Source organism: Facklamia sp. P12932 (assembly GCF_050409545.1).
Taxonomy (GTDB): Bacteria; Bacillota; Bacilli; order Lactobacillales; family Aerococcaceae; genus Facklamia.
The window spans coordinates 104,937-130,868 of sequence record NZ_JBNUPG010000004.1 but is presented as its reverse complement, the minus strand read 5'-3'; the positions used below and the strand labels follow the sequence as shown (position 1 = coordinate 130,868).

Below are 25,932 nucleotides of genomic sequence, written 5' to 3'. Positions count from 1 at the left end.
TGCAGGCAAAAACCCTTCAAATGTTTACTGTCTGCATTGACTGACGTCATGGAAATCACCCGTTTTCTTTTTATTATACATGACAAAAATCCGTCCCTAACACTGTTACCACAGCGGGGACGGATTTTTACTGGGTGTTGGCGTAATTTATGTTGTCGCCTCTTGGTCTTCAATCTTAAACCTTATTCTTTTATTTACAATTGTTTTAAATAACTAATGATTTGCTCCATGTCTGCTAAAGAAAGTGTGCGAACATCAAATTGTACATGATTTTGCTGAACACGTGCTATAACTGGCTTATCTTGACTCCTTAGGTAAGATTCAATTTGACTTGCCGACAACTTTTGGTGGTCGACTTGAACCAAGATGGTTGATAGTGTTGATCCAGGGTATGATCCTCCCCCTACTTGCGATTGTCCTTCTATCAAATCTACTTGCCAAGAACCGGCTAATTCCCCAATGGCTTGTTGGAATTTTTGAGCCTTTTTAAGTAATTGTTCACGATCTTGGCTAATCATTTGTAAGACTGGTATTTTGCTAAAGGCCAGTTCAGGATTTAAATATTGTCGCATGGTCACTTCCAAGGCTGCAAGCGTTAGCTTGTCAGTTCGTAAGGCACGAGTTAATGGGTGGGCACGCATCTTATCTAACAATTCTTTTTTACCAACTATAACCCCTGCTTGCGGCCCACCTAGTAACTTATCGCCAGAGAAAGTTACTACATCGTATCCCGCTTGAATGGCTTCTTGAACCGTTGGTTCATAAGGCAGACCAAATGTTTGCATATCCATAAATAGGCCTGAACCTAAATCGTTTAATGCAAGAAGACTGTGTTCATGAGCCAAGTCTACTAGTTCTTGATCATCCACTTTTTCAGTAAAGCCAACTAAATGATAATTGGATGTATGGACTCTTAACAAAGCTCCGGTCTCTTCATTGATAGCAGCCTTATAATCACTAAGGTGTGTTTTGTTAGTAGATCCTACTTCATGGAGCAGGGCTCCTCCACGGGTTATCACATCAGGTATCCTAAATGAGCCGCCAATTTCAACCAACTCACCACGAGATATAACCACTTCTTTAGCTTCTGTTAGGGCTGAAAGCATTAAAAGTACTGCTGCAGCATTATTATTAACTACTAACGCATCCTCTGCACCTGTTATTTGTTTCAATACATCTTTTAAGTGAGTGTATCTAGAGCCACGTCTGCCCTCTTCTAAATCATACTCTAAGTTGGAGTAATTGGGCCCTAAATCAACAAGAGCATCAATAACTGTTTGAGATAAAGGCGCCCGTCCTAAATTGGTATGTAAAACTGTTCCGGTGGCATTAATTACTGGTTTAAGAGAGGGATTCAGTCTTTTAGCTAAAGCTTCTTCAATATGTTTTATCACACTTTCAAACTCTAATGAACTAGCCTCAGTAATCTCCCCACTTAAGACACCTTGCCTGATAAAGTCAATTTGTTTTTGAATACTTTCTTTAACATAAGCTGGATCTAATTTTTCGGTCCATTTTCTAATACGTTCATCTTGTAGAACTCTATCAACTTTTGGTAGTGATGATAATAAATGTTTCATTAAATGAAAGCCTCCTCAATCTTTTGCAGATATTTAGGGTTCATTACACGTACATCCTCATTTCTTATGGTTATCCCACGCTTATCGAAATCCTCTAACAGTAAGAGAGTGTATTTACGACTAGTTCCTAAAAGGTTTCTAAAATCTGCCAAGGCAATTGTATCATGTTCTTTAAGGAAATCTCTCAACCTTTTGAGCGCTTCATTATAGTAAGAAACGTGAATCTCAGTTTGCTTATCCAAACGGTAAAATTCATTTTGTTTACGCATCAACCTATAAACTTCTCGCATGTTTTTATCTTTACCAACCACTTCTTCAAAAAGTGGCGGTGCGAAAGGGGTTTCAGCTAATTTTGCTTCAATAGCTTTTCTTGCTTTCGCTTGAGCTGGCGTAATAGCAATCGAGTGGTCAACTAAGCGAATTAAATCGCCCTCAATTACAAAGTGGCCCTGACCAACTATGGTTTGAATGATTGCATTCAGCTCCTTAGGTGCAATTTTATTAAAGCGTGAACGGAATTCTTCTAAGGACATACCAGCAATCATATTATTCACCTGGTGAAATTCTGATAATGTTTCTTCCATTTCTTTTTGAATGGCATCAAATGAAACTCGGGCCATATAGAACTGGCCAAATTTCATTAAGTCGCCGGCTTCGACCATCTCTTTCACATATCCTTCAATTGTACGCATTTCTTCATTCAGATAGTCAGCCATTTCTTTAATGGATGTAAAGCCGGCAGAACGATGGGATAAGAAATCCAATAACACATCTGACATAGTGCCTGATTCTAGTACTTCTAATGACTCAATGACATCTTGATTGTAACGTTTATGTTTCTTAGGGGTAGGATCGAGAACCTCGCCCCCTCCGATTGTAATTACAGGTGAATAATTTCTTAAAATAAAACGATCGCCTTTCTTTACAGCAATTTGTTCTTCTAAACGTATTTGCATAAAAGCTGTCTGTCCCGGTTGAACTTTTTCAACGCCTAAGGGTACAAGTCTACCAATAACTTCACGCGTTCCAATATGCACATGTACTCTATCCCAAAGTTCCATCGGTTGGCTGGCATCTTTAAGACATTGCACCTTGGTGTCCAACATATATGAAGACTCTAAAGGCGCTGCACTTAGGACATCGCCACGACCAATTTGATCAAGGTCGACCTTGGTTAAGTTGATAGCGGTCCGATTGCCAGCATGCGCCTCTTCTTGATCTTGTTCGTGAATTTGAATTGTACGGATCCGAGTTGGTATGCCAGATGGATAAATCGTTAAATCGTCACCTACTCGAATAGAACCATCAATTAGAGTGCCTGTTACGACAGTCCCAAATCCTTTAACAGAAAAAGCGCGATCAACATTTAAGCGTGCCGGTAAGGATTCGTTATCCCGTTGAATCTTCTCAACCTTTTCAGCCAGTAAGGCCTTTACTTTTTCAATACCAATACCTGAAATAGCGTCCGTTTCAACGATAGGTGCGTCTTCCAATGGCGTTCCTTCAAATTGTTCACGAATATCTTCGTAAACTAGTAGTTTAAGCTCTTCATCTGCATCCGCTACCTTTGTTAAGACAATGATGAAATCTTTAATACCTAACAAGTTAAGGACAGAAACATGTTCTTTAGTTTGCGGCATTATGCCTTCGTTCACATCAATCACTAGCATTACTAGATCAATACCGGCCGCACCTGCTAACATGTTTTTGATGAACTTTTCGTGTCCGGGAACATCTACTATACCAACTCGTTCCCCATTATTTAAATCAATATAAGCAAAGCCTAAATTGATAGAAAGGCCACGCTGCTTCTCTTCCTTAGAAGTATCTGTTTCGATACCTGTTAAGGCTTTGATGAGCGTGGTCTTTCCATGATCAATATGGCCTGCCGTTCCTAAAACGACATTTTTCATTAAGTAATTCCTTTCTTATCAACTAACTAGGGTCTTACAACTCGGTCATAAGATCTTAATTGTTCAAGAATATAGCGCATATTGGTTTCTTCACCGACCGCAAGCTTGTCTTTTAATTCGTAGAACGAAACACAAGTCCCACAAGCTTTAACTGCAACCCCTTTGTCAAGGAGCGTTTGTAAATCTTCGACGGTGTCAGCACCTTCTGCTGCTAAGGTTACTCCACCATTGTATAATAAAATTTCTTTTGGTAGTTCTTCTTCTTGAGCTAATACACTAATAAACGATTTAATTAGTGTACGACCTAGATCATTATTACCTTCTCCTAGTTTGTCACTTGCAATAACTACAATGTAATCAGTCAAATTATTTCCTCCTAAACTTCACTTATTTTACCACAATTGCCTTGTCTTTTTTTTCAACCATATAACCAATATGAGCGGCTTGAATGGATTTTTCTTTATAAGCCACTAAAATTGCTTCTAGCTGATCTTCAGGAACTGTTATTAATAAGCCTCCTGAGGTCTGTGGATCAAATAGCACTTCCTCCATGGTTGAATCCTCAATTTGAAAATCAATATTCTTAGCATAATGAGCGCGGTTACGTTTGGCACCACCAGTGGTTAAATGTTCTTTAGCTGCTTGGTAGGCACCTTCAATAATTGGTATTTTATCGGCAAATATTTCTGCCGTCAACTGCTCATCACACATCTCCATCAAATGACCTAAAATGCCAAAGCCAGTTATATCTGTACATGCGGTAGCTTGATAATCCAACATGACTTCAGCTGCATACTTATTCAAAGTTGTCATTAATTCTATTGCTTCATCAAAAGCCTTTTCATCAATTAATCCTTTGTTATGTGCAGTGGTTACAATGCCTACTCCCAATTTTTTAGTCGCAATGATAGCATCGCCAGCTTTTGCACCATTGTTGGTAATTATTTTATCAGGATGCACAACTCCTGCTACTGCTAAACCATATAGCGGTGTGGATTGACGAATCGTATGTCCTCCCGCTAGAACTCCTCCAGCTTCTAAGACTTTTTCAGCTCCCCCACGTAGAATTTCAGCTAAATTTTCGAGCGGTTGACTGTCATCAGGATAAGCTACTATGTTGAGTGCCGTAATCACTTTTCCTCCCATTGAATAAACATCCGATAAAGCATTGGTTGCTGATATTTGACCAAAAACATATGGATCTTTGACCATTGAAGGGAAGAAATCAGTTGTTTGAATAACTGCAACATCCGGTGAAACTTGGTAAACTGCTGCATCATCACTAGAATCATAACCTACTAGTAAATTACCATCAAATTGCTTGGGTAATCCTTCTAAAATTTCAGACAAACTGCCTGGTCCAATTTTAGCGTTTCATCCACCACATATTTCTAATTCATTCATTTTTTCTTTATCTATCATTTATATCTCCCCACTTCCTTTTATGATAGTCCTATTATAGCCTTTTTAATTATTGTTTTCAGTAATCAAAAACTTGGATTTATTAGTTTTCATAATAAAAGCAGCACAAGTCTGACTTGTGCTGCTAAGTTAAAATTTTGATTAGAACTCAACTTTTTCAGATTTAACACGACCTTTTTCATTAACATAGTATAAGTCTACACGGTCAGTGAAAGGTGTTGCGTCTGCTCCTACACCATCTTTACGAAGTGAAACTTGTAAAGCTTTATGATCAAAGCCTTCAGTTTCTTTGAGAACTGATTTCATAACCTTCATGATAGAGATTGGTGTTTCAGGTTCTTTTAATGTAACGATTGCTTTACCTTTTTTCAATGCTGCTGCAACTAAATCTTCAACTTGATCAGCTGGCGCTCCAAAGATTAAATAGTAGTCGCCTTCTTTTTCTAAGTCTTCAGCTTTACGAACTTGAACAGAATCATGCGTTTTCTTAGCTAATTGCATGATGTTAGCCATCAAAGGGCGAGATCCAGTTGAGCGGTGTCCAGCAATAATTACTGAAGATTTTTCTGCAAAAGCCTCTTCAATTGCGTTTGCTACTTTCTCGTTAAATAATCCATCTTCAACAAATTTACCTAAAATTGCGTTCATAATTAAACCTCCATATAGTTAGTTATGTGTATAGGTTCACAATATCACAAATTTTACATTTTGCAAAGGGGTTGGCCTCATCTTTTCACTTATAAACAAAAGATGTGATTTTTTATTTATTTAGATTTATAATGAAAAAGACTTTATTTAAAAGGAGCTAGTCCGATATCAAATAAGCACCTACTAAAAATGCTTGCTAATCGTATCAAAAAGTCAGTCGCTGACTTTTATCATGAGATTGTTATAGAAAAATAAAAACACAGCTAGATAATAATAAATTAAGACGGACTATTGGATAATCTGTTGAAAATATAGCTTTTGCACCGGAGGAATCAAATATAAGGTTAGGTTTCGCCAATCCTCATGAGAAAGCTAAACCTCAATTAGGTGAAACAATCGTCGATTTAGCTTGTAGTAAAGTTTTTGATGCTTTTTATTGCGGCTAAAACGGCTGGTAAAGAATGAACATCTGCACTTAATGGTATTAAAGTCCCACTACTTGACCCGATGGCTGTCTCACCAGTATTAGCCAGTGCGCCAATTACTGCACCTTCACCACCGATACACGTTAGAATAAATGGTCATCCTAAAGGTCATCTTATTGCATAAATTAATGGTTCACCCATTCCAAAAATACCTACTGGTAAGCCACCTTTTATCATTGAGATCAATTACTTGTTCTGACGATCTTTAACTCTTAAAAAGCTTCTGTTATGTATGAAAATGAGAAGCTGACTGAGTACAATCTTCTACTTAATTTAGACTTTGGTCTTCCTAAGGATCGTGAAGCGTCTTTAATCAGTTTGTTCTTTCGCTTTAAAAGACAATCATCTCTTCCAAGTTAAAGTTTTATTTCTTGACGGCACAAAGCTGTATGCGCCGGTGCTGATAAGTATTCCTTGCGCTTATGCTCAACCTAAGATTGTTGTTGAGAGAGTATTCGATCGCAAGAAGGGTGTAATTCTAGTATGCGAACAGCTTGGAGGAGAAAAAAGACAATAAATAACCTGGGTCTCTTCTTAATGGCTATAAAACTCACCCAATCAGTTCATTATTTACGAACTTCCCACCCCTTTAATGCTTGCTGGTCACTATTTTTATTCTTTAAACCACAAAAACAGTGGCGAATCTCATATTTGATGATTCGCCACTGTTTTTAAGGCTTTTGGTCCAGCCTCTTAATTGTTTAATAAATTATAATAACAGTTTTTAATGATAAGAACCTTGGTGCCATAAGGACACTTGCCCTTGCCGTAAAGATTGTTGAACATCAATAATCCTTTGATTACTACTTCCTCTAAATTGCAAACTGAGGTCTTTTTTGTCATTATCAAAGCGACCGTCGACAAGCACATCCACTAATGACAAGAGTTCTAGTTTATCAGAGGAATCTTTTAATAGCTCTTCCCAATAATAACCCGACCAAGACCAAATGTCTTTACGGTCTCCATAAATAGATCGCACTTTTTTGACTAAGGGAATTAGAATTGGTGTAGAAAGAAAGGGTTCGCCACCCAATAAGGTTAAACCTTGAACATAATCATGGGCTAAATCTTCAATAATCTGATTTTCAAGTTCTTTAGTATAAGGCACACCATAATTGAAGTTTTGGACCCGACGATTAAAACAACCCTTACAATTAAAGAGGCAGCCGCTGACATAAAGACTATTACGTACTCCTTCCCCATCCACAAAATTAAAAGGTTTATAGTCTGCTATCTTTCCTAAACAATAATCTTGGGCTAGCCATTCTTTTGGTTTAGGATTTTTGAAATTATCAATCACTGGTCACACATTCTTTCGGTTAAATGTTTTTGACGGGATTGAATCTCCTTATGACGTCCTTTGACCATCGGTCTTATATTCGGATTACCGAGGTAACCACAGGTTCTCTTCACTACATCACAAGTTTCAGGATTACGATTGTCACATTGCGGACAAGCAAAACCTTTTTCTGTAGGATTAAATTCTCCTTGGAAGCCACATTCATAGCAATGATCGATAGGGGTGTTGGTCCCTAAATACCCAATTTTGTCATAGGCATAATCCCAAACTGCTTCTAAGGCCTTAGGATTTTGACGTAAATTGGGATATTCACAATAATGAATAAAACCTCCTGAAGTATATGGAGCATAGTCCTTTTCGAAATCAATTTTTTCAAAAGGATTTGGACTTTTACGCACATCATAATGAAAAGAATTAGTGTAATAATCCTTGTCTGTCAAATCCTTAATAGCACCAAATTTAGCTCGATCTAAACGGCAGAAGCGATCCGTCAAGGACTCACTCGGAGTCGAATAAACAGAGAAATGATAATCGTATTGCTGAGCTAATTGATCGGCCTTCTTTTTAAGTTCTTGGATTACTTTCAATGAAAAAGTTTTAGCCGCGTCATTCTGCTCCCAATTAGAACCAAAGAAATAAGCCGTAATCTCATACAGACCGATATAACCTAAAGATATGGTGGCGCGCTTATTTTTAAATAATTGGTCAACATTCTCATCAGCTTTCAGATAATGACCAAAAGCTCCTTCACGGTATAGAATTGGAGCATTCTCCGTCTTAGCTTGTTTGACTCGCTCTGCTCGATACACAAGAGCTCGACCGACAACTTCCAGGCGATCATGCAACAATTCCCAAAAATTATCGAAGGAATGATCCGACTCCATAGCGATACGGGGAAGATTTAAGGTGACTACCCCTAAATTCATTCGTCCACTATTTACTTCTTTTCCTTTTTCATCTTGCCAACCTTGAAGAAATGATCGGCATCCCATTGGCACTTTAAAGCTTCCAGTTAGTTCCTTGATCTTATCATACATTAGAACATCTGGATACATCCGATTACAAGCGCACTTGAGGGCTAATTGTTTAATGTCATAATTGGGATCTTTCATTAAAAGATTAGTTCCCTTGCGTAAGCTGAAAACTAATTTAGGAAAAATAGCTGTACGGTGTTCTTTACCTAAACCATTCAAACGAATTTTCAATATAGCTTTTTGAATTTCGCGTGCATACCAAGATGTTCCTAAACCAAATCCAAGTGTAGTAAATGGTGTTTGACCATTTGATGAATAAAGTGTATTGATTTCATACTCCAAACTCTGCATGGCATCATATATATCTTTTTGCGTTTTATTCTTAGCAAAATTCTCAGCCTGTTGAGGATCATCCGTCAATTCTTTAGCTAAGCTAAGATTCTTCTTAAAATTTAAATCCGCATAAGGAGCCAGCACCTCATCAATTCGATCAATCGAGCAGCCCCCGTATTGACAAGAAGAAACATTGGCAATAATTTGAGCAATTTGTGCTGTAGCTGTATTGATAGATCGCGGACTTTCCACTTCTGCATTCCCTATATGAAAACCGTGCTTCAGCATAGTCTCAATATCAATCAAGCAGCAATTAGTCATTGGACTATAGGGCGAATAATCTAGATCATGAAAATGTATGTTCCCCTTCAAATGTCCATTAGCTACTTGCTCGGGCAGCATATTCAAGCCAATAGCTTTGGCCGTAACCCCACAGGTAAGGTCTCTCAAGGTGTTAAAAACACGACTATCCTTATTGGCATTTTCATTGACTAAAGTCGGATCGCGTTTAATCAGTTGATCCATACGGTCCTGTAACCGCATCTGCGATTGATAGTCTGCTAATTTAGTTTCAGCAAAAGCGACATATTTATTTGCAGCTGTTTCCAATCCTCGCTTGTTTAATTGCTCAATAACCGATTGCTTGATGTCAGAACTGTTCATCAAGTGAACAACTTGTCTTTCTATTTCATTACATATACCTTCAATTAAAACATGGTCTTTGGTATCTAACGCTTTTTTTAGTGAGGCTTTTAGTTTCCCCCTAATAAATTTTTCAATACTGCCGTCTCTTTTATTTATTTTAATTCTAACTTTACTCGATTGTTCTTGTTTTAATGTTGCAGTTTGAACCATTGTCTTATCGTCACTCCTTTATAAATACTGGTAATCTTCGTCCTCCATTGCTTCTACTCGGCCCATTAAATAACCGGAACCTACTTGAGAGAAAAAATCATGATTAGTTGTTTCTGTCGACAGACCGTTATAGACTATTGGATTAATATCTTGCGCACTCGCTCCATCAAATACTGCTTCAAAGCCTAGATTTTGTAATGCCTTATTGGCATTATATTTAACAAAGCAATCTACTTCTTCTACCCAACCAATCTCTGTATATACCTCCTGAGTATATTGGGTTTCATTCATATAGAGATCAAACACTAAATTATAGGCCCATTCTTTAAGTTGAGCTTGTTCTTGATCACTTAATTCTTGATAACCTAATTGAAATTTGTAGCCTAGATAGGTTCCATGAACCGACTCATCACGAATAATTAGCTTGATAATTTCAGCCACATTGGCTAGTTTATTATTTCCTAAATAGTACAAAGGGGTATAAAAACCACTATAAAAGAGAAAGGATTCTAGAAAAACACTGGCTATTTTTTTCTTGAGGCCGTTAATTATTTGTTCTTTACTCTCTTTTCCAGAAGGTAAAAGATAAACATCTTCAATTACTTTAGCCTTGTACTGCAAGGAGGGATGATTATTCCCCCACTCGAAGATTTCATCAATGGTAGCTGAATCGTTTAAAGAAATAAAAATAGTCGAATAAGATTTGGCATGGACTGATTCCATAAATAAAATATTATTCAGCACTGCCTCTTCGTGAGGGGAGCGAATATCATTTCGCATGACATTTGCGCCTTCTTCTGATTGCAAAGTATCTAAAAGAGTCAATCCCACAAAAGCTTTATTGACCACATCTTTTTCAACCTCAGTCAGTGAACGCCAATCTTTCAAATCGTTTGAAACTGGAATACGCGTATCTAGCCAGAACTGAGAAGTTAATTTTTCCCAAGTCATTTTATCTACTATGTCTTCAATACGATTCCAATCAATAGCTTGATAATGTAAATAATTGGTCATAATTTCCTCCTAAATCATACATGACTCACATTGATTAGCTCCAACAATCTCACCATCCAGACTATGTGTTCGGACATAGTAAAGTGACTTAATCCCTTTAGAGAAGGCATAGTGACGTAAAATATTCAAATCACGTGTAGTCATTTGATTAAGCCCTGCTTTTTTCCACTCATAAAGACCTGCTGGAATCTCTGATAGCATAAATAAAGTCAAAGACATTCCCTGGTCAATATGCTTTTGAGCGGCGGCATAAACATCTATAATTTTTCTTTGATCCATCTCGTAAGCTGTTTGATAATAGGGCAGCGTTTCATTTGAAAGTCCTGGAGCTGGATAATAAATGGCCCCATTTTTCTGTTCTTGCCTTAATTCCATTCGATGAGTAATCGGGTGTAAGGAAGCAGAAGTTTCATTAAGGTAAGAGATTGACCCATTCGGTGCAACGGCTAAACGATTACGATGATAAAGACCATCTACTTTAACCTTAGCTGCTAGATCTTGCCAATCTTTAGGAGTGGGTAATTTTACAGCTTTGAAAAGTTCAGCCGCTGCCATTTCTTCAAATTTAAAAGCTTCCTCAATATAAGGAGCAAAATAAGACCCGTCTGCATATTTTGATTGCTCAAACTTGTGGAATGTCTGCCCTTTTTCTTTTGCTAATTTATTAGATGCAAGCAAGCTATAGTAGTTGAGAGCCATAAAATACGCTTCAATAATTTCGATAGATGCTTTAGACCCATAAGTGATTTTATTTTTTGCTAAGAGAGTGTGAAAGCCCATCGCTCCTAAGCCAATAGTATGATAAAGATCATTACCATTTTGAACCGTTGGCACTTCAGCAATTTTAGTTTTATCAGAAACGGTGGTTAAAGCTCGCACAGCCACTTCTACTGACTTACCAAAATCAGGACTGGTCAACATTTTTTCCATGTTAGTGGAAGCTAAGTTACAGGAAATATCGCTACCTAATCTTTGATAAGATAAATCATCGTTTAAGAGTGAAGGTTCTTGAACTTGAAAAATCTCTGAACAGAGGTTGGACATAATGATTTTTCCATGGACTGGATTCGCTCGATTAACTGTATCGATATTAATGATGTAGGGATAGCCGGATTCTTGCTGTAATTTAGAAATTTCTGTTTCTAACTCACGCGCTTGAATTTTCTTTTTACGGATTCTTGGATTATCTACTAAAGCTTGATAATTCTCACTTATATCAAAGTATGAAAAAGGGAGACCGTACTCTTTTTCGATGTCATAAGGGCTAAAAAGATACATTGGTTGATTGTTTTTTACCAACTCATAAAATTTATCAGGCACTACAATTCCTAGAGAGAGAGTTTTGACACGGATTTTTTCATCGGCATTTTCTTTTTTACACGATAAGAAAGCTAAGATATCTGGATGGAAAACATTTAGGTAAACTACACCTGCCCCATTCCTCTGCCCTAACTGATTGGAATAAGAAAACGAGTCTTCTAACAATTTCATGACAGGAACGACACCTGAAGAAGCATTTTCAATCGCTTTAATAGGGTCGCCCGCTGCTCGAATATTAGACAAATTAACGCCAACTCCGCCTCCTTTTCTTGAAAGTTGCAAAGCTGAGTTAATGGCTCGACCAATCGACAGCATGGAATCATCAACATCTAACAAGAAGCATGACACCATTTCACCTCGACGCTTTTTACCTGCATTTAAGAAAGTAGGTGTAGCGGGTTGATAGCGTTGCGAAATTAATTCTTCAGCAATAGCCATAGCCAATTGTCGGTCTCCATCTGCTAAATACAAGGCATTCATAGCCACTCGATCTATGAACCCTTCCAGATATTGACGACCATCATTTGATTTTAAAGCATATTGATTGAAAAACTTGTAAGCAGCCATAAAAGATTTAAAGTTAAAATTCTTAGCTTGTAAGAAGTCATATAGTTTCTTGATAAAAGCATAAGGATCTTTATCATTTACATCAGCTTCTAAATATTTATTGATGAGGTCTTCTTCTAAGTAATCATTCTCCAATAAATAATTTAAGCGATCCTCTAAAGACGCAAACTTTGGACTATTGGCTTCAATTTCTTCTTGGTAATAAGCTTCCAATGCCTTTTGATCTTTATAAAGAGGAATAGCTCCATCTTCCGGTATATTCAATTGATTATTCCATTGGAAATAGCTTTTTTTCTTTAATGATTGTCTCTCAGTCATTCAGCATTACCTCCTTAATATATGAAACATCTGACTCGTTTCCTTGGAATTCAAACTTATGAATTAAAGGAATTTGATAGTCACGACTAATGTCTTTAGCAGTAAAACAAAATAATTGGGCGAAATTCAAATTACCACCACCTACTACTCCGCGACAATTTTGTCGATTAACTTCATTTTCAAAAAAATCATCCACTAAGTCTCTTACCACTTCTTGATAAGTGGGAACAATCAATAAATAGGGCTGATTGACTATCATGTCACATGTAAGATCGTCCAATTCTAATTGGTAATCAGCTGATAGTTTTTCAACAAAACGACGGGTTTGACCTGTTAAGCTAATAAAGACAATCGCTAACATTGACTGATTAGCCTCTCAATTACATCCGGTTGGAAACCAACAACAGGAGCTGATTGCCCGATGAGAACAACTGGCAAACTCTGACAATTGAGTTCTCTTACTTCTTCTAAGTAACTTTCGTCTTCGACATTTTTTTCTAAATAGTTAAGACCTTTGCTATCTAAATATCTTTTTAAGAAAACGCACTGTCCGCAACCCGTTTTACTATATAATGTGATTTTTTTCATAAAATGCTCCTCCTCGACAAAAAACGGCTTTCCCTTCCCAGGAAAGCCGATGGTAAAATCAAAAGAAAGCAAAGCATAGGTGTACCTATACTCACTACTAAAGAATATTTCCAAAGATCACTAAACCCTGAGAAGTGATAAGTGTAATAAATAACCTGGCGATCTGACTTATGAGCGAGCTCAAATACAGTAGCATAGGGACTGTGTAGGATTCTAACCTGCTTCCCCAGAATTATTTACATTTTGTCTATATATTGTGTCTTAAAGCTAGATTAACACAAGATGTTGGGTTAGACAAGAGCAATTATCGAAATAATACAAATCAATTAAAAGCAAAAATAATAGCCTAGTTAATCACAGTTAAACTGTGATTAACTAGGCTAGTTTAGTTTCCTGGCGGGAACGTGTGAGAATCGAACTCACCCAAGACGCTCTTAACGCCTCATACTGGTTTTGAAGACCAGAGGGCACACCAGAACCCATCCGCTCCCAATTAAAATCTTTAAAGAAGACTCTTATAATATTAACAATATTTAAAGGAAAACGCAAGTGCTTTTATGAGTCTATTAAGCAACATTCTTTAAGCAAAAGGCCTGTATCTTTTAGATACAGACCTCCAATGAATTATTATTCTGCTTCAGCTTTTTCGTTTGATTCAACTTTCTTATCTTTACTATCCTCTTTGTGGATTGAATAAGTAATGATTACCGGAGTCCCTTCTTCTGGTAAAATCTCACCATTTCCTGAAAACGCTACTTCCCCTCTTTTTTCAACGGCCCCGTAGGTATAAGTAGCATTTGAAATAAGTCCGACTGGGCATGAATCTAAACAAGTGATACAACCTGTATGTTTATCATGGGCACGCCCTTTATTTCCACCAAAGCGGAATTCAAAGTCATTGCCATTAGAATCAATAATTGTTTCACTTAGGTTGTATTCTTTTTCAGCACCTTCCCAAGTTACTTTAATATCCATTAAATCCCCTGCAACATGCGTTTCTTCCGCATTTTCAGCCGTCATATTATCGCCTGGTTCTGCCCCGATTTCTATTAAAGCTTCATAGAATTTATTTTGATTAGCAGTTGTTCCGAATACCGATTTTCCACCAAAATTACCATCATCGAAGACCACGGCATGACGGGTAGATGTTTCTAAGTATTTTCCATTTACGTAAGCATATATCGAAATGGTGCCTGCTTCCTTATCGACCACCATCGGGTTTTCCTCTGTCGGTAAATTTGCAGGAGCATCTTCCTCTGCAAGTGTTGGGACAGATAAAGATAAAACGGTAACGAAGGCAAAGACAAGTGTCATTAATTTTTTAATCATTTTGTTCATATTATTCATCCTTTCAAAATTAAACTTGCTGACTTTTTAGCTTTCGATCTTTCAACCAAAAGTAAATCATTAAAAGAGTCATGACTATCATCAAAATTAAAGTAATCATTTTAATTTGACCTATCTTCATATCTAAAAAAAACATATCGCGAACATTATAATAAAAAATATTAGGTGATTTAACAAGCATTAAAGTAACGACACTAATAAGTCCTAGGAAGTAAGTTATTGGTTTTATCTTGAACAAAAAACTTACCATGATAAATAGAACAAAAACTATCCAACACAAAACCCAAGTATGCACTCGCATTTCTAACCATACCCAATATGACATTAAAGCGCTTGCTAGAAGAGCAAAAATAAACCCTGAGCAAATTGCTATTAGTAAATTATGCCATTTGAACATCCAAAAACCTCCTTTGCTATTTAATCTTCCAATTTAACATTTAGCCAGCGCTGAAATAAATTCTTTCGTATTTGATCTGCCTTTTTAACAACAGGGGTATTAATTAAAGCTTTTTTTAAAGGTCTAGAGCTTGAGTAAGGACTGAAATCAAAATCTTCCGCTATTAAAGAACCCATTGAGAGACTATTAACAGAAACATTAAAAGAAGTCCATTGATCCTCAAATAATTCAGGATTTACTAAATAGACCGCTGCTAATGAATCCCAATTATAAAAGCCTTTAATACCATACTCATCTTCATTATCGACAAACCAAGGTTCTGCATAGTTTTGAATTAAATGAGCAATGGCCGATTGTTGGTTAGAAAAAGCTTCTTCATATTCTGATCGAGTAAATAAAAGATCTAAACAGTGATTAGCTGTTAAAATAGAAACATTTCTTCCCTTAGTTAAAACGGTAAAAGCAGCCTGCGGATCAATGGAAAAGTTCATTTCTCGCATTTCTTGCTTGTCAAAGATCAACGGCTGAGTAATCCCACCCATTAAGACAAGTTGTTTAACTTTTTTGAAGAAATTACTGTCTCTTAGATAGGCCCCTTGCAAGTTGGTCATTGAACCGACTGCAATAATGATTAACTCATCTTTATATTTATTAGCCAAATCTACCAATAGCTGGCTTGCTGGTGTTAAATAATCAGCTGTTTCACTTGCACCTTTTGCATAAGGAATTGAATGAAGGCCAAGTTTGCTTATTAATTGACGGGTCGATTGGTCTACTTGCTCAATGGTCGAATTCCCAAATGTCGAAGTGATACCCACTATAGCGACTTCTGGACTCCCTAATAAATACATCAGCGCCAAACCATCATCAATGTCGCGATTGGGTGTGAAAAAAGTATTATCAAAATCAATTAAAACTTTCATTATCCCTTATTCCTCCTCATCTACTTCAAGCTTTTGGGCTACTTCTGGATTTTTCTTCTTAATAAATTTCCCTAAAAAGGCTGTGCCGAATACTAGTAAAGCCACTAATATTATTGATAGTGAAAAAGAGGCATCACTAGGTTCTAAAGCCTTATCGCCAACATTTACAAAAATAAATGTCCCCGGCAAAATGCATATGAGAGAAATCCAAAGATAGTCCCAGAATGAGATATCCGTTAAGCCAAAAGCATAGTTTTCAACATTATAGGGAATTACAGGCATAATTCGAGCCAATGCAAGAACTAACTTTAAATGTTGGTTATCGGTGGTCAATATCCCTTTGGAACTAGGATATCTTTTAAATAAAAATTTTTGTGCCGGTTGCCTAAATAAATAGCGCGAAATTAAAAACATGAAAGTTAGATTCAAAGCCGCACCTATAAAAGTCAAGATGGAGCCTAACCATAATCCAAATCCCATACCTCCAGCAAAAGCTAGGAAAGGAACAGGAAAAAACCCCATCGGTAAGAAAACCCAAAGTAATACATAAATCCATTTTGCAGAAGACCCTGATTGTAAGATTATTTCTCGTACACGCTCGGTTGAAAAATTTAAGGTCAGCCAGATAGTTAAAGCTACTAAAGCAATCACTAAGCAAACCTTAAACCATTTACTTAGCTGCTTTTTTTGCATGGCGTTCATTATAAATCGATTTAACAATATAAATGACAATTGTTACAGCAAATAGTGACATTAATCCAATAAATAATTGTTTACCGCCACCACCGAAGTTTTGTCCAATATAAGAATAAACAAGAGTAGCCGGTAATTGACCGATTCCGGTTGCTAAAAAGAATGGCCAGAATTTCATAGAAGTTAAACCAGCTGCATAAGAGACTAGGTCAAAACTAACAAATGGTAATAAACGGCAAACTACAATGGTGTACTTTCCATATTTTTCAAAAAACACATCTAAAGATTTTAAGGCTGTTTTACTGGTAATCTTGGCAACTGCGTCGCGTCCCAAAATTTTAGCAATGTAAAAGCATAAGGTCGCTCCAGCCATTGAAGATGTCCAAGACAATACCGCTCCCCAAAACCATCCAAAAATGGCAGCATTAGATAGAGTGATTAAGAAAGCAGGAATGGGTGAAAGAATCGATTGCAAAATCATCAAGAAAAAGGAAACACCAGCAGCAACATTTCCGTAAGAACGAATATAAACAATTGTCTCTTCTAAATTAACTGCTTTCATGGCTGAAATAGACTCGTTAATAAATGACTGCACCGAGGGAATAAAGAGATAAGATAAAAGTGATAATACAAGTACAACAATCACTGCCAATTTGTTTTTTTTCATAAGAACCTCCTAAATATTAAACTCCACCACCATCAAAATTTTACATTTTTATAACAATTCCTCGATTTGCTCTAGTAATTGCTTTTCATTGATTAGGCCAATATGATGGTATACTACCTCTCCTTCTTCATTTATAAAAATAGTAGCGGGCAAAAAGGTAGCTTGTAGGGACATCATGGTTGAAAAGTTAACATCATAGAATACAGGAAGAGTCAAATTAAGGTCTTCTAAATATTCAATCACTGCTTCTTTAGTTTCGCCAGGTTGCGAATTAGTGGCATTGATCATATAAAAATCAATATCCTCTTGGTAATCTTCCCAAGCCGTTTGAAAATAAGGCATTTCTTTTTTGCATGGTGGACACCAAGTTGCCCAAACATTAACAACCATAGGTCGACCAAAATTTTCAGATAAAGTCATTGATTTATCTACTTGATCTTTAATCCTTACACTATCTACATTAAGATGACCATATCGATCTTGTTTTTCTTCATTTGTGCTATTAAGCTGACTACTTTCTTCCCTTGAAGTTTGAAGAGATACTTCTTTTCCTTCAATAGCCCCTTCGCTTGTTTTGTTAAATGTTAAATCGATCTCATTGACAGTTTCCTGAATTGTTTCTTTTTTATCGATAGATAAACTTTGATCTTGAACTTTGTTATAAATAAAGCCCCCCAGACCTATAATAGCGATTAAAAGCAAACCATACGTTAATAACTTTTTCATTGTATTCCTCCTAGACTAGTTGTAGTAAAAGCGTTTCTAAGATGCCTGATATTGTTAATAAACCGAAAAGGATTAAAAACCAGCCTGAAGATAGATTGACTAAGTGATAATGTTCCTTGATAAATGTAAGGACTTTTTTACTTTCATCTACCAATAATGCAGACAGAATGAAAGGAATACCTAAACCTAAACAATAGCTAATTATAAGCAAAAATGAAGTCCAGCTAGTAGCGACACTGGCTATATAAGTTAATGCAGAAGCCAAAAATGTTCCAACACATGGCGACCAAGAAATGGCAAAGACTAGACCAAATAAATAAGGATTGGCCACATAGGAACCTCGCGAATGAGGCCTTAACTTAGTCATTAGCTTTTGACCATTAAGATAATCGACACCCATAATAATCATAATGCTTCCTGCGATAAAGTTAACGACTTGTCGGTGCATCATAAAAAAGGATCCTACAGTGGACACAAAAAGACTTAATAAGATAAATATCGTAGAAAATCCTAACATAAATAAAATTGCTTTAATGAGGGTTTGTTTAGTAGAGCTCTCCCCTTCACTGCCTGCAAAGAATGCAATATAAAGTGGAAGCATTGGCAGTAAGCAAGGAGAGACAAAAGTCATTAATCCCTCGATAAATAATAATAGATAGTCCATATTTTTAAGCTCCTTTCTCACAAAGATTATCATGCCATTGGAGTCATTCAACTAAAAGTAATCACGCTAGTATAAATAAATTAATTATTTGAAAGTAAGCCGCTATTCGCATTATGTGATTGAATAATTAAGCTTTTTTAAAAGGTCTTATCTCCTCTGCCCCACCTGATACAGCAAAATCTAAGAATTGATCCATAACTTGCCAATGCTTAATAGAATCATTCGCCTCTCCAAAAGTTAAACCTAAAGGAAAATCAATGGTAAACATTCTAGGTGGTCTCGATTTGGCTGCCACTTTAGGTAAGTGCATAATTGAAGCGGTACGGATCCCTTGCTTTTCTACTTCTCTTTGGATTAGCCCAACGGACTGATGGCAAATATATCAGCCAGGAGAAAGGAGTACCAAATCTACTTGATCTTCAACTAACTGACGGGCAATCGCAGGTGCTGTTTCATCAATTAGTAAATTTACTTTTGGTATATAACCCATTAGGCCATAATGGCGCGGTGCAACAGAGCCGATTTTGCCCTTTGTTGCCATCTCTTGAAGCATCTGTATGGGAAAGACACAGTTTAAATCTTCATCTGCCGGTCCATGATCATAATGATCATGAGTAATCATAATATTTTCCACCCGACTATCCCCAGGAATCATTCGGAAAGTATGATCTCCCTTAATATTAAAAGGGGCATCGCTTTTCAAATGGGTTCCTGCTGTTGTGATAAATGCTACCCTACACTCTGAAAGAGGCTTAGTTAATTCAACATTAGAGGGGGCTTCATCGATGGTAACCACCATTCTTTTGGCTATGGCTGCAATGATATTTTCTTTAATACTTCTCTTTTTCATTCGAATCCCCTTCTACGAATAATAGACTTGAGTGATTGCTTTCATTGAGTAACCCTTACGAAATAGATACTGGCAATATTGCATCTTAAGAAGTGTTCTAAAGACACCTTTTTCTTTAAAACGACGGTCCGAGGTATAAATGAACTGATCTGCTACAACTAATTCTTCACCCTTAGCCTTGTTTCGTAAAAATAAATCATAGTCTTCCATTAAAGATAAAGCATGAAAACCTCCTAGTTCCCAATAGTAATCTTTTGTCATAAAAATCCCTTGATCACCGAAAGCTATCTGTCGATGTTTAAGTCGCCAATTTGATCCATAAGCAATCGCTCTTAGCCATAAATTATCTGTTTGAAAGTCTAATGGAAAAGCTCCAATCTTTCCTTTCAGCAGACTACTCAGGATGACCTTTTTAGGAGAACGTTTAAAGTAGCTATCTGCATGTAAGAATAAAAGATAGTCTCCTTTGGCCTTTTTAGCCCCTACAGCTAATTGACTACCACGACCCTTTGGACCATTCAGGACTTTATATTGATTTTCGCTAATAAACTCTTGAGTTCCATCTTCACTACCACCATCTACAAACAGAATTTCAATTTCTTCGTCCTTTAAATGCTGTAGATGCTTTAAAGTTTGAGGTAATATTTTTCTTTCGTTATAAACTGGAATAATCACACTGATCAAATAATTCATAAGGTAATATCCTCCAACTTTTCAATATAAGCTTTAATTTCTTGTAAGAAAACAGGGCTAATAAAGCGGGAGATGGTTTCAAAAGAGTGGTCATTTGACTTAACTTTTTGTGCTTCTAAATATTGAACATAAGCCATCGAACACCAAGTGACTCCTCTTAAACAAGTAAAATGAAGATATTGTTTAAGCTTATCTTTATTAATTTTCACCTGGGAGGACTTATCATACTCTTTAATGAAAGCGGAGATTTGCTCATATGAAAGTAAGTGGTCTGTTTTCCATAATGTGGTTGTGGGAGCTATAAAATGAGCGATATCTTGTTCCCTCTCACCAACCAAAGGCTTCTCCCAGTCAATTAAATAGGAATCACCTTTAGAATTAATCAAAAAATTGTGTGAATTAAGTTCTGTATTAATAACACAAGGATTGCTTAATTTATTATTGAACGAATATTTTTTCAGACCTGCCATCAATGCATCGATTAGATCAATAACCTCAAGATCTCTGCCCTTCCATTTTTGATAATGACTATACATGTCAACAAATTCCTGATACATCAGTTGGAAGGGATTATTAGCCTTAATAAGATGAGGAATGGTCTGGCTATCTACACTATGGATTCTAGCCAAAATATTAGCAGCTTTGGATAAGTCCTTTTGATAGTCTAAGGGATGACCGGGGAGGTATTCTTCAATTAAATAACCCTTACCTAACAACTTAGTATGAGGCTGGCATTGATATACCTTCGGCACAACCCCTGAAGAAGCCAAACCCTTCAGTGCCAAGTATTCATATTCAATTTGATTGTCTAAATTCATTTGCGAACCTAAAGCAATCCTAAAAATCTTTCTGCCCTTATCAATTAGAAAGTTGGCATTATATTCCCCCTGATTAAAATAAACTGCATCTGGATCTCCTGATAGATAACGCACCACATCTTCCCGCGTGTCTAGGTCACGAATGGTTTCTGTCAACGCATAGGAAAGTTTTGCTGCAGAAACTTTATTGATCGTCCTTTGGCATACTTCATCGTGTGAATAATTCTCTAAATCAAAAAGAGACTTAGAGAACAAACGGCTGGCTATAATGCCATAACCTCCATCTAAGGTAGGAGCTAAAACAACATCTTCAGTGTCTAGCATGTCAATCATTTGCTCAACCAAAGATTGCTTGATGTCAACTAGATCACAGCCTAATAAAAGAACTTTATCATAGCCACGGTTAAAAATTTGCTGCATGGCTCGCGACATTCGTTCTCCTAAATGAGCTGTTTCAAGCTGGCCGAATATCTTATCACTATCAATAGCTAAGTATTTTTGAATGGCTAATTTTTGATCAGCAGGTGCTACAAAAAGAAAGATGTCTGCATCCACCTTACAAATTTCTTTGTAAGTTTGTTGTAAAAGGTGAATCGATAGATGGTGAATATCTTCCTTAGGTAAAAACCCTTGTAATCTAGTTTTGTTATATCCAATTAAAGGTAATTTGACAAAATAAATAATTGCAGTCGACATTATATGGCTCCTATCTTAATTTCGCATTCTTTAGTCTGAGGATGGAATAAAAAAATTAATAAACAACCTATCAAATTTCCAACTCCTAAAAGTGGTAATCCTACTAGGAAATACGGATACATAATTAAAAGACTTTTATCTGTAAAAAAGCTCATAATAATTAGTTCAGACAGAGAAACGATCAACAGTATCGCCCAATGTGTTTTCCAAGAAAATTGATAACAAAATTGAATCCAGCTTTTAGTTTTAAATAGAGCAATAATAGCAATTAAAATAATGAAAATAGCTACAACATACCAAATCCAATGATAGTTTTCAGCAAACCAAAACTGATTAAATTGAAATTCTCGATAATACACATGGCGATAGAGTCCTATCCGCTTACTAGCATATTCATTCACAAAAAAACCACCTGTGACTATTAATATTTCAATCGCCCAATATATTTTACTTAACATTTTGGACCTCCTCTTATAACCTTGCTCATTATAGCATACAGCTACTTTTTTTGAATGAATGTTTTATTGATATTACTAATAAATAGCCCGTATTTATTTAATAAGTCTATTTGTGATTAGATGACCATTTTAATAAAATAAAGACATCAAAATAAAGGAGTGGGTATAATGCAAAAAACACTTTTAAAATCTTTAAAACTTATTGTCTCTTTTGTAGCAGTTTTTGCTTTGGGTCTTTCGAACGTTTACGCCCAAGCTGAGATAATGACAGGCGAAGAACTTGAAAAAATCCAACTAGATAAAAAGAAAAAGGAAAAATATTTGGTAATTGATGTCCGACCTGAAGAAGACTATGCAGAAGGACATCTTTCACATGCCATTAATATCCCTTTAGATCAATTAGAAGAACAATTAGAACGATTAGAAGACTACCAAAAGATGCCAATTATTGTTTATTGCAACACAGGTAATAAGTCTGCAGAAGCTGCTAATCTTTTAATCGATAATGGCTTTGAAGATGTTAAAGATGCTGTAGGGGTTAAAGACTTTGAATATACTTTAGTGACTTATGAATCTATCTTGCCAGATACCTTCATTGAAGCAGCCGAAGCAGGCGAAACCATTTTCATTGATGCACGTGATCTTAAAGACTTTGAAAAAGCAAGTGTAGAAGGAGCCATTCATGCTTCAGTTGATAAGCCAGAAACTGTTTTAGAACAATTACCTGAAGACAAAGAAGTTGAAATTATTACTTTCTGTTATTCTGGTAATAAATCCGCTCAAATAGCTAACTTCTTAACCGAAAAGGGCTATACTAATGTCAAGAATTCTCTAGATGGTACAAAAGAAAATAAAAAAATTCCAATTATGGAAAAAGCTTCATAAACGATTGTAAGCAAAAAGCCCAACTTATAATTGGGCTTTTTCTATTTAAATCTATCATTCAAAACTAATAATATCTGCATGATTAACATAAAGCCAATATTTTTCGCCTACTTTATAATCTTTTAATGACTGGTGCAAGACATTGACACTCCATTGTTCACTTGAATTGATTAATTGAAATTTTAAATCTACATACTCTGGGTATTCAAAAAAATGGGTTAGTTTAGCAGGGAAAATGAGACTGGAAGAGGAAAATAAACGTTCTGTCTTAACTTCCACACGAATTGGTCTGACAAAAATTTCTTTGCCAATATAGTCTTTTAATTTAACATTAAAATCCATCTCTAACCAGTCTTTTCTACTTTCTTCAATAACTTTTAAACGGTTCAACACTCCAAAGAAATTACCCACATATTCATTTTTAGGATGATCAAAGACATTTTTAGGATAATCCACTTGCACTAAATTACCCTCATGCAGAAAAGCGATACGATCAGCAAATTGTACCGCTTCTCGCTTGTCATGTGTCACTAAGATGGTTACCAGCCCTTTTTTAACATGTAAGTTATGTACTAACTGGCCCATCTCCCTTCTAAGAGGCTCATCGAGTCCGGAAAAAGGCTCATCCAACAAAAGAACCTGAGGTTCATTGGCTAAGGCTCTTGCGAGTGCTACCCTTTGTTGTTGACCACCTGATAGTTTATGGATGGAAGAAGCTTGTAAACCAGGTAAATGCACATCATTCAATAAAGATGCTACCCGCTCATCGATCTCTTTAGCTTTCATTTTCTTTAACCTCATAGGAAAAACAATATTTTCTTTAACGTTATAATGCGGAAAAAGTCTTAAATCTTGAAAAACCACCGAAACTGGACGGGAATGACTTGGTTCTTTCATAATAGAAGTTTGATTAAGTAAAATATCTCCCTCAGCATTTTCAATTAGTCCAGCTAGTGTTTTCAAAAAAGTAGTTTTTCCAGATCCAGAAGGCCCAAGTAAAGCTAAATACTCTCCTTTTTTAACTTCAAGATTAAGATCTTTTAAGACTTTGTTATGACCCAAACTCACTGATATATTTCTAATGATTAAAGACACAGTTCACCTCCTAATAATAGTCGAATTTTTCATATTTACTTTGATATAAATTGGAAAGCCAAGAGAGTAGTCCCATAACTAAAAAGCTAATAATTAAAAAGAACAAAGCGTATATGCTAGCAATTGTACGATCGTTTCTTTGTAAATAAGGAAAAATAATTACTGATAGGGTTTGAATCTTCCCCCCACCTATCATTAAAGTCAGGAAATACTGACTAAAAGAAACAATGAATGACGTAGCCAAACTGGTCGCAAGAACAGGGAGCAGCAGTGGAAAAGTTATTTTCCAGAATGCTTTCAACTTATTTGCTCCTAATACCCATGCTTGCTCTTCTAAATGAAGGCCAACCGCATGGTAGGCATCAATCACTAAGTATGAAGCATAGGGTAAGGAATAAATCAAATGGGCTAATATCACGCCCCAAAGCTTATTAGCCCAGCCCCATTCAAACATTTTTTGATGAATACCTGTAGCAAAAACAATCACAGGAATTAGAAAAGGTAGGGCGATAGTCAACTGAATAAAATTCTTAAAGAAGCCTTTAGCCATTACCGTCGCTCTAGCAGTCATTAAGGCAATCAAAGATGACAGCATGGCTACACATGACGAAATAAATACTGAAGATAGTATAAGTGTTAGTAATTGATTAGGTTGCCGTACCAGATTTTCAAACCCTCTTAGGGACAAATTGTGCGGGATCAAATGAGGCCATGGCCAGCGAGCAGTAAATGCCCAGATTAATAAAATACTAATTGGCAAAAAAATAACTATAAATATTAAGAAATGAATAGTCTTACGATACATCTCGACCCACCTTTTCTTCACTGAATAGTTGTTTCTTTAGTTGTGGATAAAATGCTATCAGATAAATTACTACAACGGCTATCAAACTAATGAGTATTAAAATTCCATTATATGCCATTGCCAAAGGTTGTTGGCTTAAATCAGGATGCATATATGCTTGATAAGCTGCAATTGGTAATGCCTTAGGTAAAGTTGGTCCTAATAAAGCTGCTAGCTCGTAGGAACCAAAAGCGTACATAAATATAATGAAAAAGGCAGCTAAGATTGTGTTTTTTGATAAGGGTAGCACAATCTTAATAAAACTTTGTAAGCGACTGGCTCCAAGCGTCTGTGCAGCTTCGCCAAGTTTATTATTGATTGAACTTATTATAGGATAACAATAAAATAAAACAAAAGGAATTTCTTTCCACATAAAAGAAAAAATAATGCCCCAACCATTTGGTTGAAACATTAATGCATCAAACCAAGCTTGGGCATTTGAAATTCCCATTGCAAATAAAATTCGTGCAAATATTCCGGTTCGTCCAAACAGTTGTAAAGTAAACAGTGCGACCACTAAATGAGGAACAATTATAGGAATTTTTACTAGCGTCTGTTGCCATCTACTTAACTTTTCTTGAACAAGCCAAAAGTAAGCCCAAGCTAGACCCATAATCGTTGAAAGGAAAGCTGAATAAAAAGCAATTTTCAATGAAAAAAACACTGATTGCTTAAATTGTTTGTCATTTAATAAATCTTGATAGTAAGTCAGACTGAACTCATTTAAATTTAAAGAAGGAATGTATCCAAAAGACTGCACTATTCCAATCATTACACCTAACAGTAAAAACAAACTTAAAATGAACTGAGGCATAAATAAGAGAACTGCATAAAAACGCTTCTTCTTCGTAAGCTCCAT

26 protein-coding genes, 1 tRNA gene and 1 riboswitch are annotated in these 25,932 nt (G+C 36.2%); of the genes, 1 reads left to right on the top strand and 26 read right to left on the bottom strand.

All coding sequences use genetic code 11. The features are described from left to right. Positions 1-194: 194 nt before the first annotated feature. The 23 genes from selA to ACQV2P_RS03025 all read right to left on the bottom strand — a co-directional run bounded on the left by selA (position 195) and on the right by ACQV2P_RS03025 (position 22,249). A complete protein-coding gene (gene selA / locus ACQV2P_RS03135) occupies positions 195-1,580 on the bottom strand; it encodes an L-seryl-tRNA(Sec) selenium transferase (RefSeq protein WP_428894620.1) in 1,386 nt (461 codons plus the stop codon). Next, entirely contained in the window at positions 1,580-3,493 is a 1,914-nt protein-coding gene (selB, locus tag ACQV2P_RS03130; protein WP_428872809.1) for a selenocysteine-specific translation elongation factor, read from the bottom strand. Before selB ends, selA begins: the two co-directional genes overlap by 1 nt. A gap of 26 nt (positions 3,494-3,519) precedes the next feature. Next, positions 3,520-3,858, bottom strand: coding sequence for a sulfurtransferase-like selenium metabolism protein YedF (gene yedF, locus ACQV2P_RS03125; protein ID WP_428872808.1), 339 nt, complete (start codon positions 3,856-3,858; stop codon positions 3,520-3,522). A gap of 22 nt (positions 3,859-3,880) precedes the next feature. Then, positions 3,881-4,858: a selenide, water dikinase SelD gene (gene selD / locus ACQV2P_RS03120; RefSeq protein ID WP_428873009.1), complete on the bottom strand. Its 978-nt coding sequence runs from the start codon at positions 4,856-4,858 to the stop codon at positions 3,881-3,883. A gap of 198 nt (positions 4,859-5,056) precedes the next feature. Continuing rightward, a complete protein-coding gene (locus ACQV2P_RS03115; RefSeq protein ID WP_428872807.1) occupies positions 5,057-5,563 on the bottom strand; it encodes a hypothetical protein in 507 nt (168 codons plus the stop codon). 1,209 nt (positions 5,564-6,772) lie between these two features. Next, complete coding sequence (gene nrdG / locus ACQV2P_RS03110) at positions 6,773-7,345, bottom strand: anaerobic ribonucleoside-triphosphate reductase activating protein (protein ID WP_428894630.1); 573 nt, start codon at positions 7,343-7,345, stop codon at positions 6,773-6,775. Then, complete coding sequence (gene nrdD / locus ACQV2P_RS03105; protein ID WP_428874627.1) at positions 7,345-9,510, bottom strand: anaerobic ribonucleoside-triphosphate reductase; 2,166 nt, start codon at positions 9,508-9,510, stop codon at positions 7,345-7,347. The genes nrdG and nrdD overlap by 1 nt, the downstream gene beginning before the upstream one ends. 18 nt (positions 9,511-9,528) lie before the next feature. Beyond that, positions 9,529-10,524 (bottom strand): class 1b ribonucleoside-diphosphate reductase subunit beta, encoded by a 996-nt coding sequence (gene nrdF, locus ACQV2P_RS03100; protein WP_428872803.1) that lies wholly within the window; start codon positions 10,522-10,524, stop codon positions 9,529-9,531. A gap of 9 nt (positions 10,525-10,533) precedes the next feature. After that, on the bottom strand, positions 10,534-12,729 hold the full coding sequence (gene nrdE / locus ACQV2P_RS03095; RefSeq protein WP_428872802.1) for a class 1b ribonucleoside-diphosphate reductase subunit alpha: 2,196 nt from the start codon (positions 12,727-12,729) through the stop codon (positions 10,534-10,536). After that, entirely contained in the window at positions 12,722-13,090 is a 369-nt protein-coding gene (nrdI, locus tag ACQV2P_RS03090) for a class Ib ribonucleoside-diphosphate reductase assembly flavoprotein NrdI (protein WP_428872801.1), read from the bottom strand. The genes nrdE and nrdI overlap by 8 nt, the downstream gene beginning before the upstream one ends. Next, positions 13,084-13,317, bottom strand: coding sequence for a glutaredoxin family protein (locus tag ACQV2P_RS03085; RefSeq protein ID WP_428892583.1), 234 nt, complete (start codon positions 13,315-13,317; stop codon positions 13,084-13,086). Before ACQV2P_RS03085 ends, nrdI begins: the two co-directional genes overlap by 7 nt. 148 nt (positions 13,318-13,465) lie before the next feature. Beyond that, positions 13,466-13,561: riboswitch (adenosylcobalamin-variant (AdoCbl-variant) riboswitch) on the bottom strand. A 150-nt stretch (positions 13,562-13,711) separates the two neighbouring features. After that, positions 13,712-13,808: transfer RNA gene (locus tag ACQV2P_RS03080), tRNA-Sec, on the bottom strand. Positions 13,809-13,944: 136 nt separating this feature from the next. Then, positions 13,945-14,655, bottom strand: coding sequence for a YdjY domain-containing protein (locus tag ACQV2P_RS03075; RefSeq protein WP_428872799.1), 711 nt, complete (start codon positions 14,653-14,655; stop codon positions 13,945-13,947). 19 nt (positions 14,656-14,674) lie between these two features. Beyond that, complete coding sequence (locus tag ACQV2P_RS03070; RefSeq protein ID WP_428872798.1) at positions 14,675-15,061, bottom strand: hypothetical protein; 387 nt, start codon at positions 15,059-15,061, stop codon at positions 14,675-14,677. Between the two features lie 20 nt (positions 15,062-15,081). Then, on the bottom strand, positions 15,082-15,984 hold the full coding sequence (locus ACQV2P_RS03065; protein WP_428874879.1) for a nucleoside hydrolase: 903 nt from the start codon (positions 15,982-15,984) through the stop codon (positions 15,082-15,084). A 6-nt stretch (positions 15,985-15,990) separates the two neighbouring features. Then, positions 15,991-16,686: a TVP38/TMEM64 family protein gene (locus ACQV2P_RS03060; RefSeq protein ID WP_428881681.1), complete on the bottom strand. Its 696-nt coding sequence runs from the start codon at positions 16,684-16,686 to the stop codon at positions 15,991-15,993. Beyond that, entirely contained in the window at positions 16,655-17,344 is a 690-nt protein-coding gene (locus ACQV2P_RS03055; RefSeq protein ID WP_428894619.1) for a TVP38/TMEM64 family protein, read from the bottom strand. The genes ACQV2P_RS03060 and ACQV2P_RS03055 overlap by 32 nt, the downstream gene beginning before the upstream one ends. 48 nt (positions 17,345-17,392) lie before the next feature. Then, complete coding sequence (locus tag ACQV2P_RS03050) at positions 17,393-18,070, bottom strand: TlpA family protein disulfide reductase (RefSeq protein WP_428891653.1); 678 nt, start codon at positions 18,068-18,070, stop codon at positions 17,393-17,395. A gap of 10 nt (positions 18,071-18,080) precedes the next feature. Further along, the gene (locus tag ACQV2P_RS03045; protein WP_428874882.1) at positions 18,081-18,734 is read right to left on the bottom strand and encodes a cytochrome c biogenesis CcdA family protein; all 654 of its coding nucleotides are present in this window, start codon (positions 18,732-18,734) and stop codon (positions 18,081-18,083) included. A 127-nt stretch (positions 18,735-18,861) separates the two neighbouring features. Beyond that, positions 18,862-19,584 (bottom strand): glycine/sarcosine/betaine reductase selenoprotein B family protein, encoded by a 723-nt coding sequence (locus tag ACQV2P_RS03040; RefSeq protein ID WP_428872790.1) that lies wholly within the window; start codon positions 19,582-19,584, stop codon positions 18,862-18,864. A gap of 12 nt (positions 19,585-19,596) precedes the next feature. Continuing rightward, the gene (locus ACQV2P_RS03035) at positions 19,597-20,277 is read right to left on the bottom strand and encodes a TIGR04283 family arsenosugar biosynthesis glycosyltransferase (RefSeq protein WP_428872789.1); all 681 of its coding nucleotides are present in this window, start codon (positions 20,275-20,277) and stop codon (positions 19,597-19,599) included. After that, complete coding sequence (locus tag ACQV2P_RS03030; RefSeq protein ID WP_428894618.1) at positions 20,274-21,791, bottom strand: TIGR04282 family arsenosugar biosynthesis glycosyltransferase; 1,518 nt, start codon at positions 21,789-21,791, stop codon at positions 20,274-20,276. The genes ACQV2P_RS03035 and ACQV2P_RS03030 overlap by 4 nt, the downstream gene beginning before the upstream one ends. After that, positions 21,791-22,249 (bottom strand): hypothetical protein, encoded by a 459-nt coding sequence (locus tag ACQV2P_RS03025; protein ID WP_428874884.1) that lies wholly within the window; start codon positions 22,247-22,249, stop codon positions 21,791-21,793. Before ACQV2P_RS03025 ends, ACQV2P_RS03030 begins: the two co-directional genes overlap by 1 nt. Positions 22,250-22,417: 168 nt before the next feature. Here ACQV2P_RS03025 and ACQV2P_RS03020 point away from each other — a divergent pair, with 168 nt between their 5' ends. Continuing rightward, positions 22,418-23,134 (top strand): rhodanese-like domain-containing protein, encoded by a 717-nt coding sequence (locus ACQV2P_RS03020; protein WP_428894617.1) that lies wholly within the window; start codon positions 22,418-22,420, stop codon positions 23,132-23,134. Between the two features lie 54 nt (positions 23,135-23,188). Here the strand turns inward: ACQV2P_RS03020 and ACQV2P_RS03015 are convergent, their stop codons facing one another. Genes ACQV2P_RS03015 through ACQV2P_RS03005 form a run of 3 tightly spaced genes read right to left on the bottom strand, consistent with a single transcriptional unit; the run spans position 23,189 to position 25,932 of the window. Continuing rightward, the gene (locus ACQV2P_RS03015; protein WP_428894616.1) at positions 23,189-24,229 is read right to left on the bottom strand and encodes an ABC transporter ATP-binding protein; all 1,041 of its coding nucleotides are present in this window, start codon (positions 24,227-24,229) and stop codon (positions 23,189-23,191) included. Positions 24,230-24,239: 10 nt separating this feature from the next. Next, a complete protein-coding gene (locus ACQV2P_RS03010) occupies positions 24,240-25,034 on the bottom strand; it encodes an ABC transporter permease (RefSeq protein ID WP_428874886.1) in 795 nt (264 codons plus the stop codon). Then, on the bottom strand, positions 25,024-25,932 hold the full coding sequence (locus ACQV2P_RS03005) for an ABC transporter permease (RefSeq protein ID WP_428894615.1): 909 nt from the start codon (positions 25,930-25,932) through the stop codon (positions 25,024-25,026). Before ACQV2P_RS03005 ends, ACQV2P_RS03010 begins: the two co-directional genes overlap by 11 nt.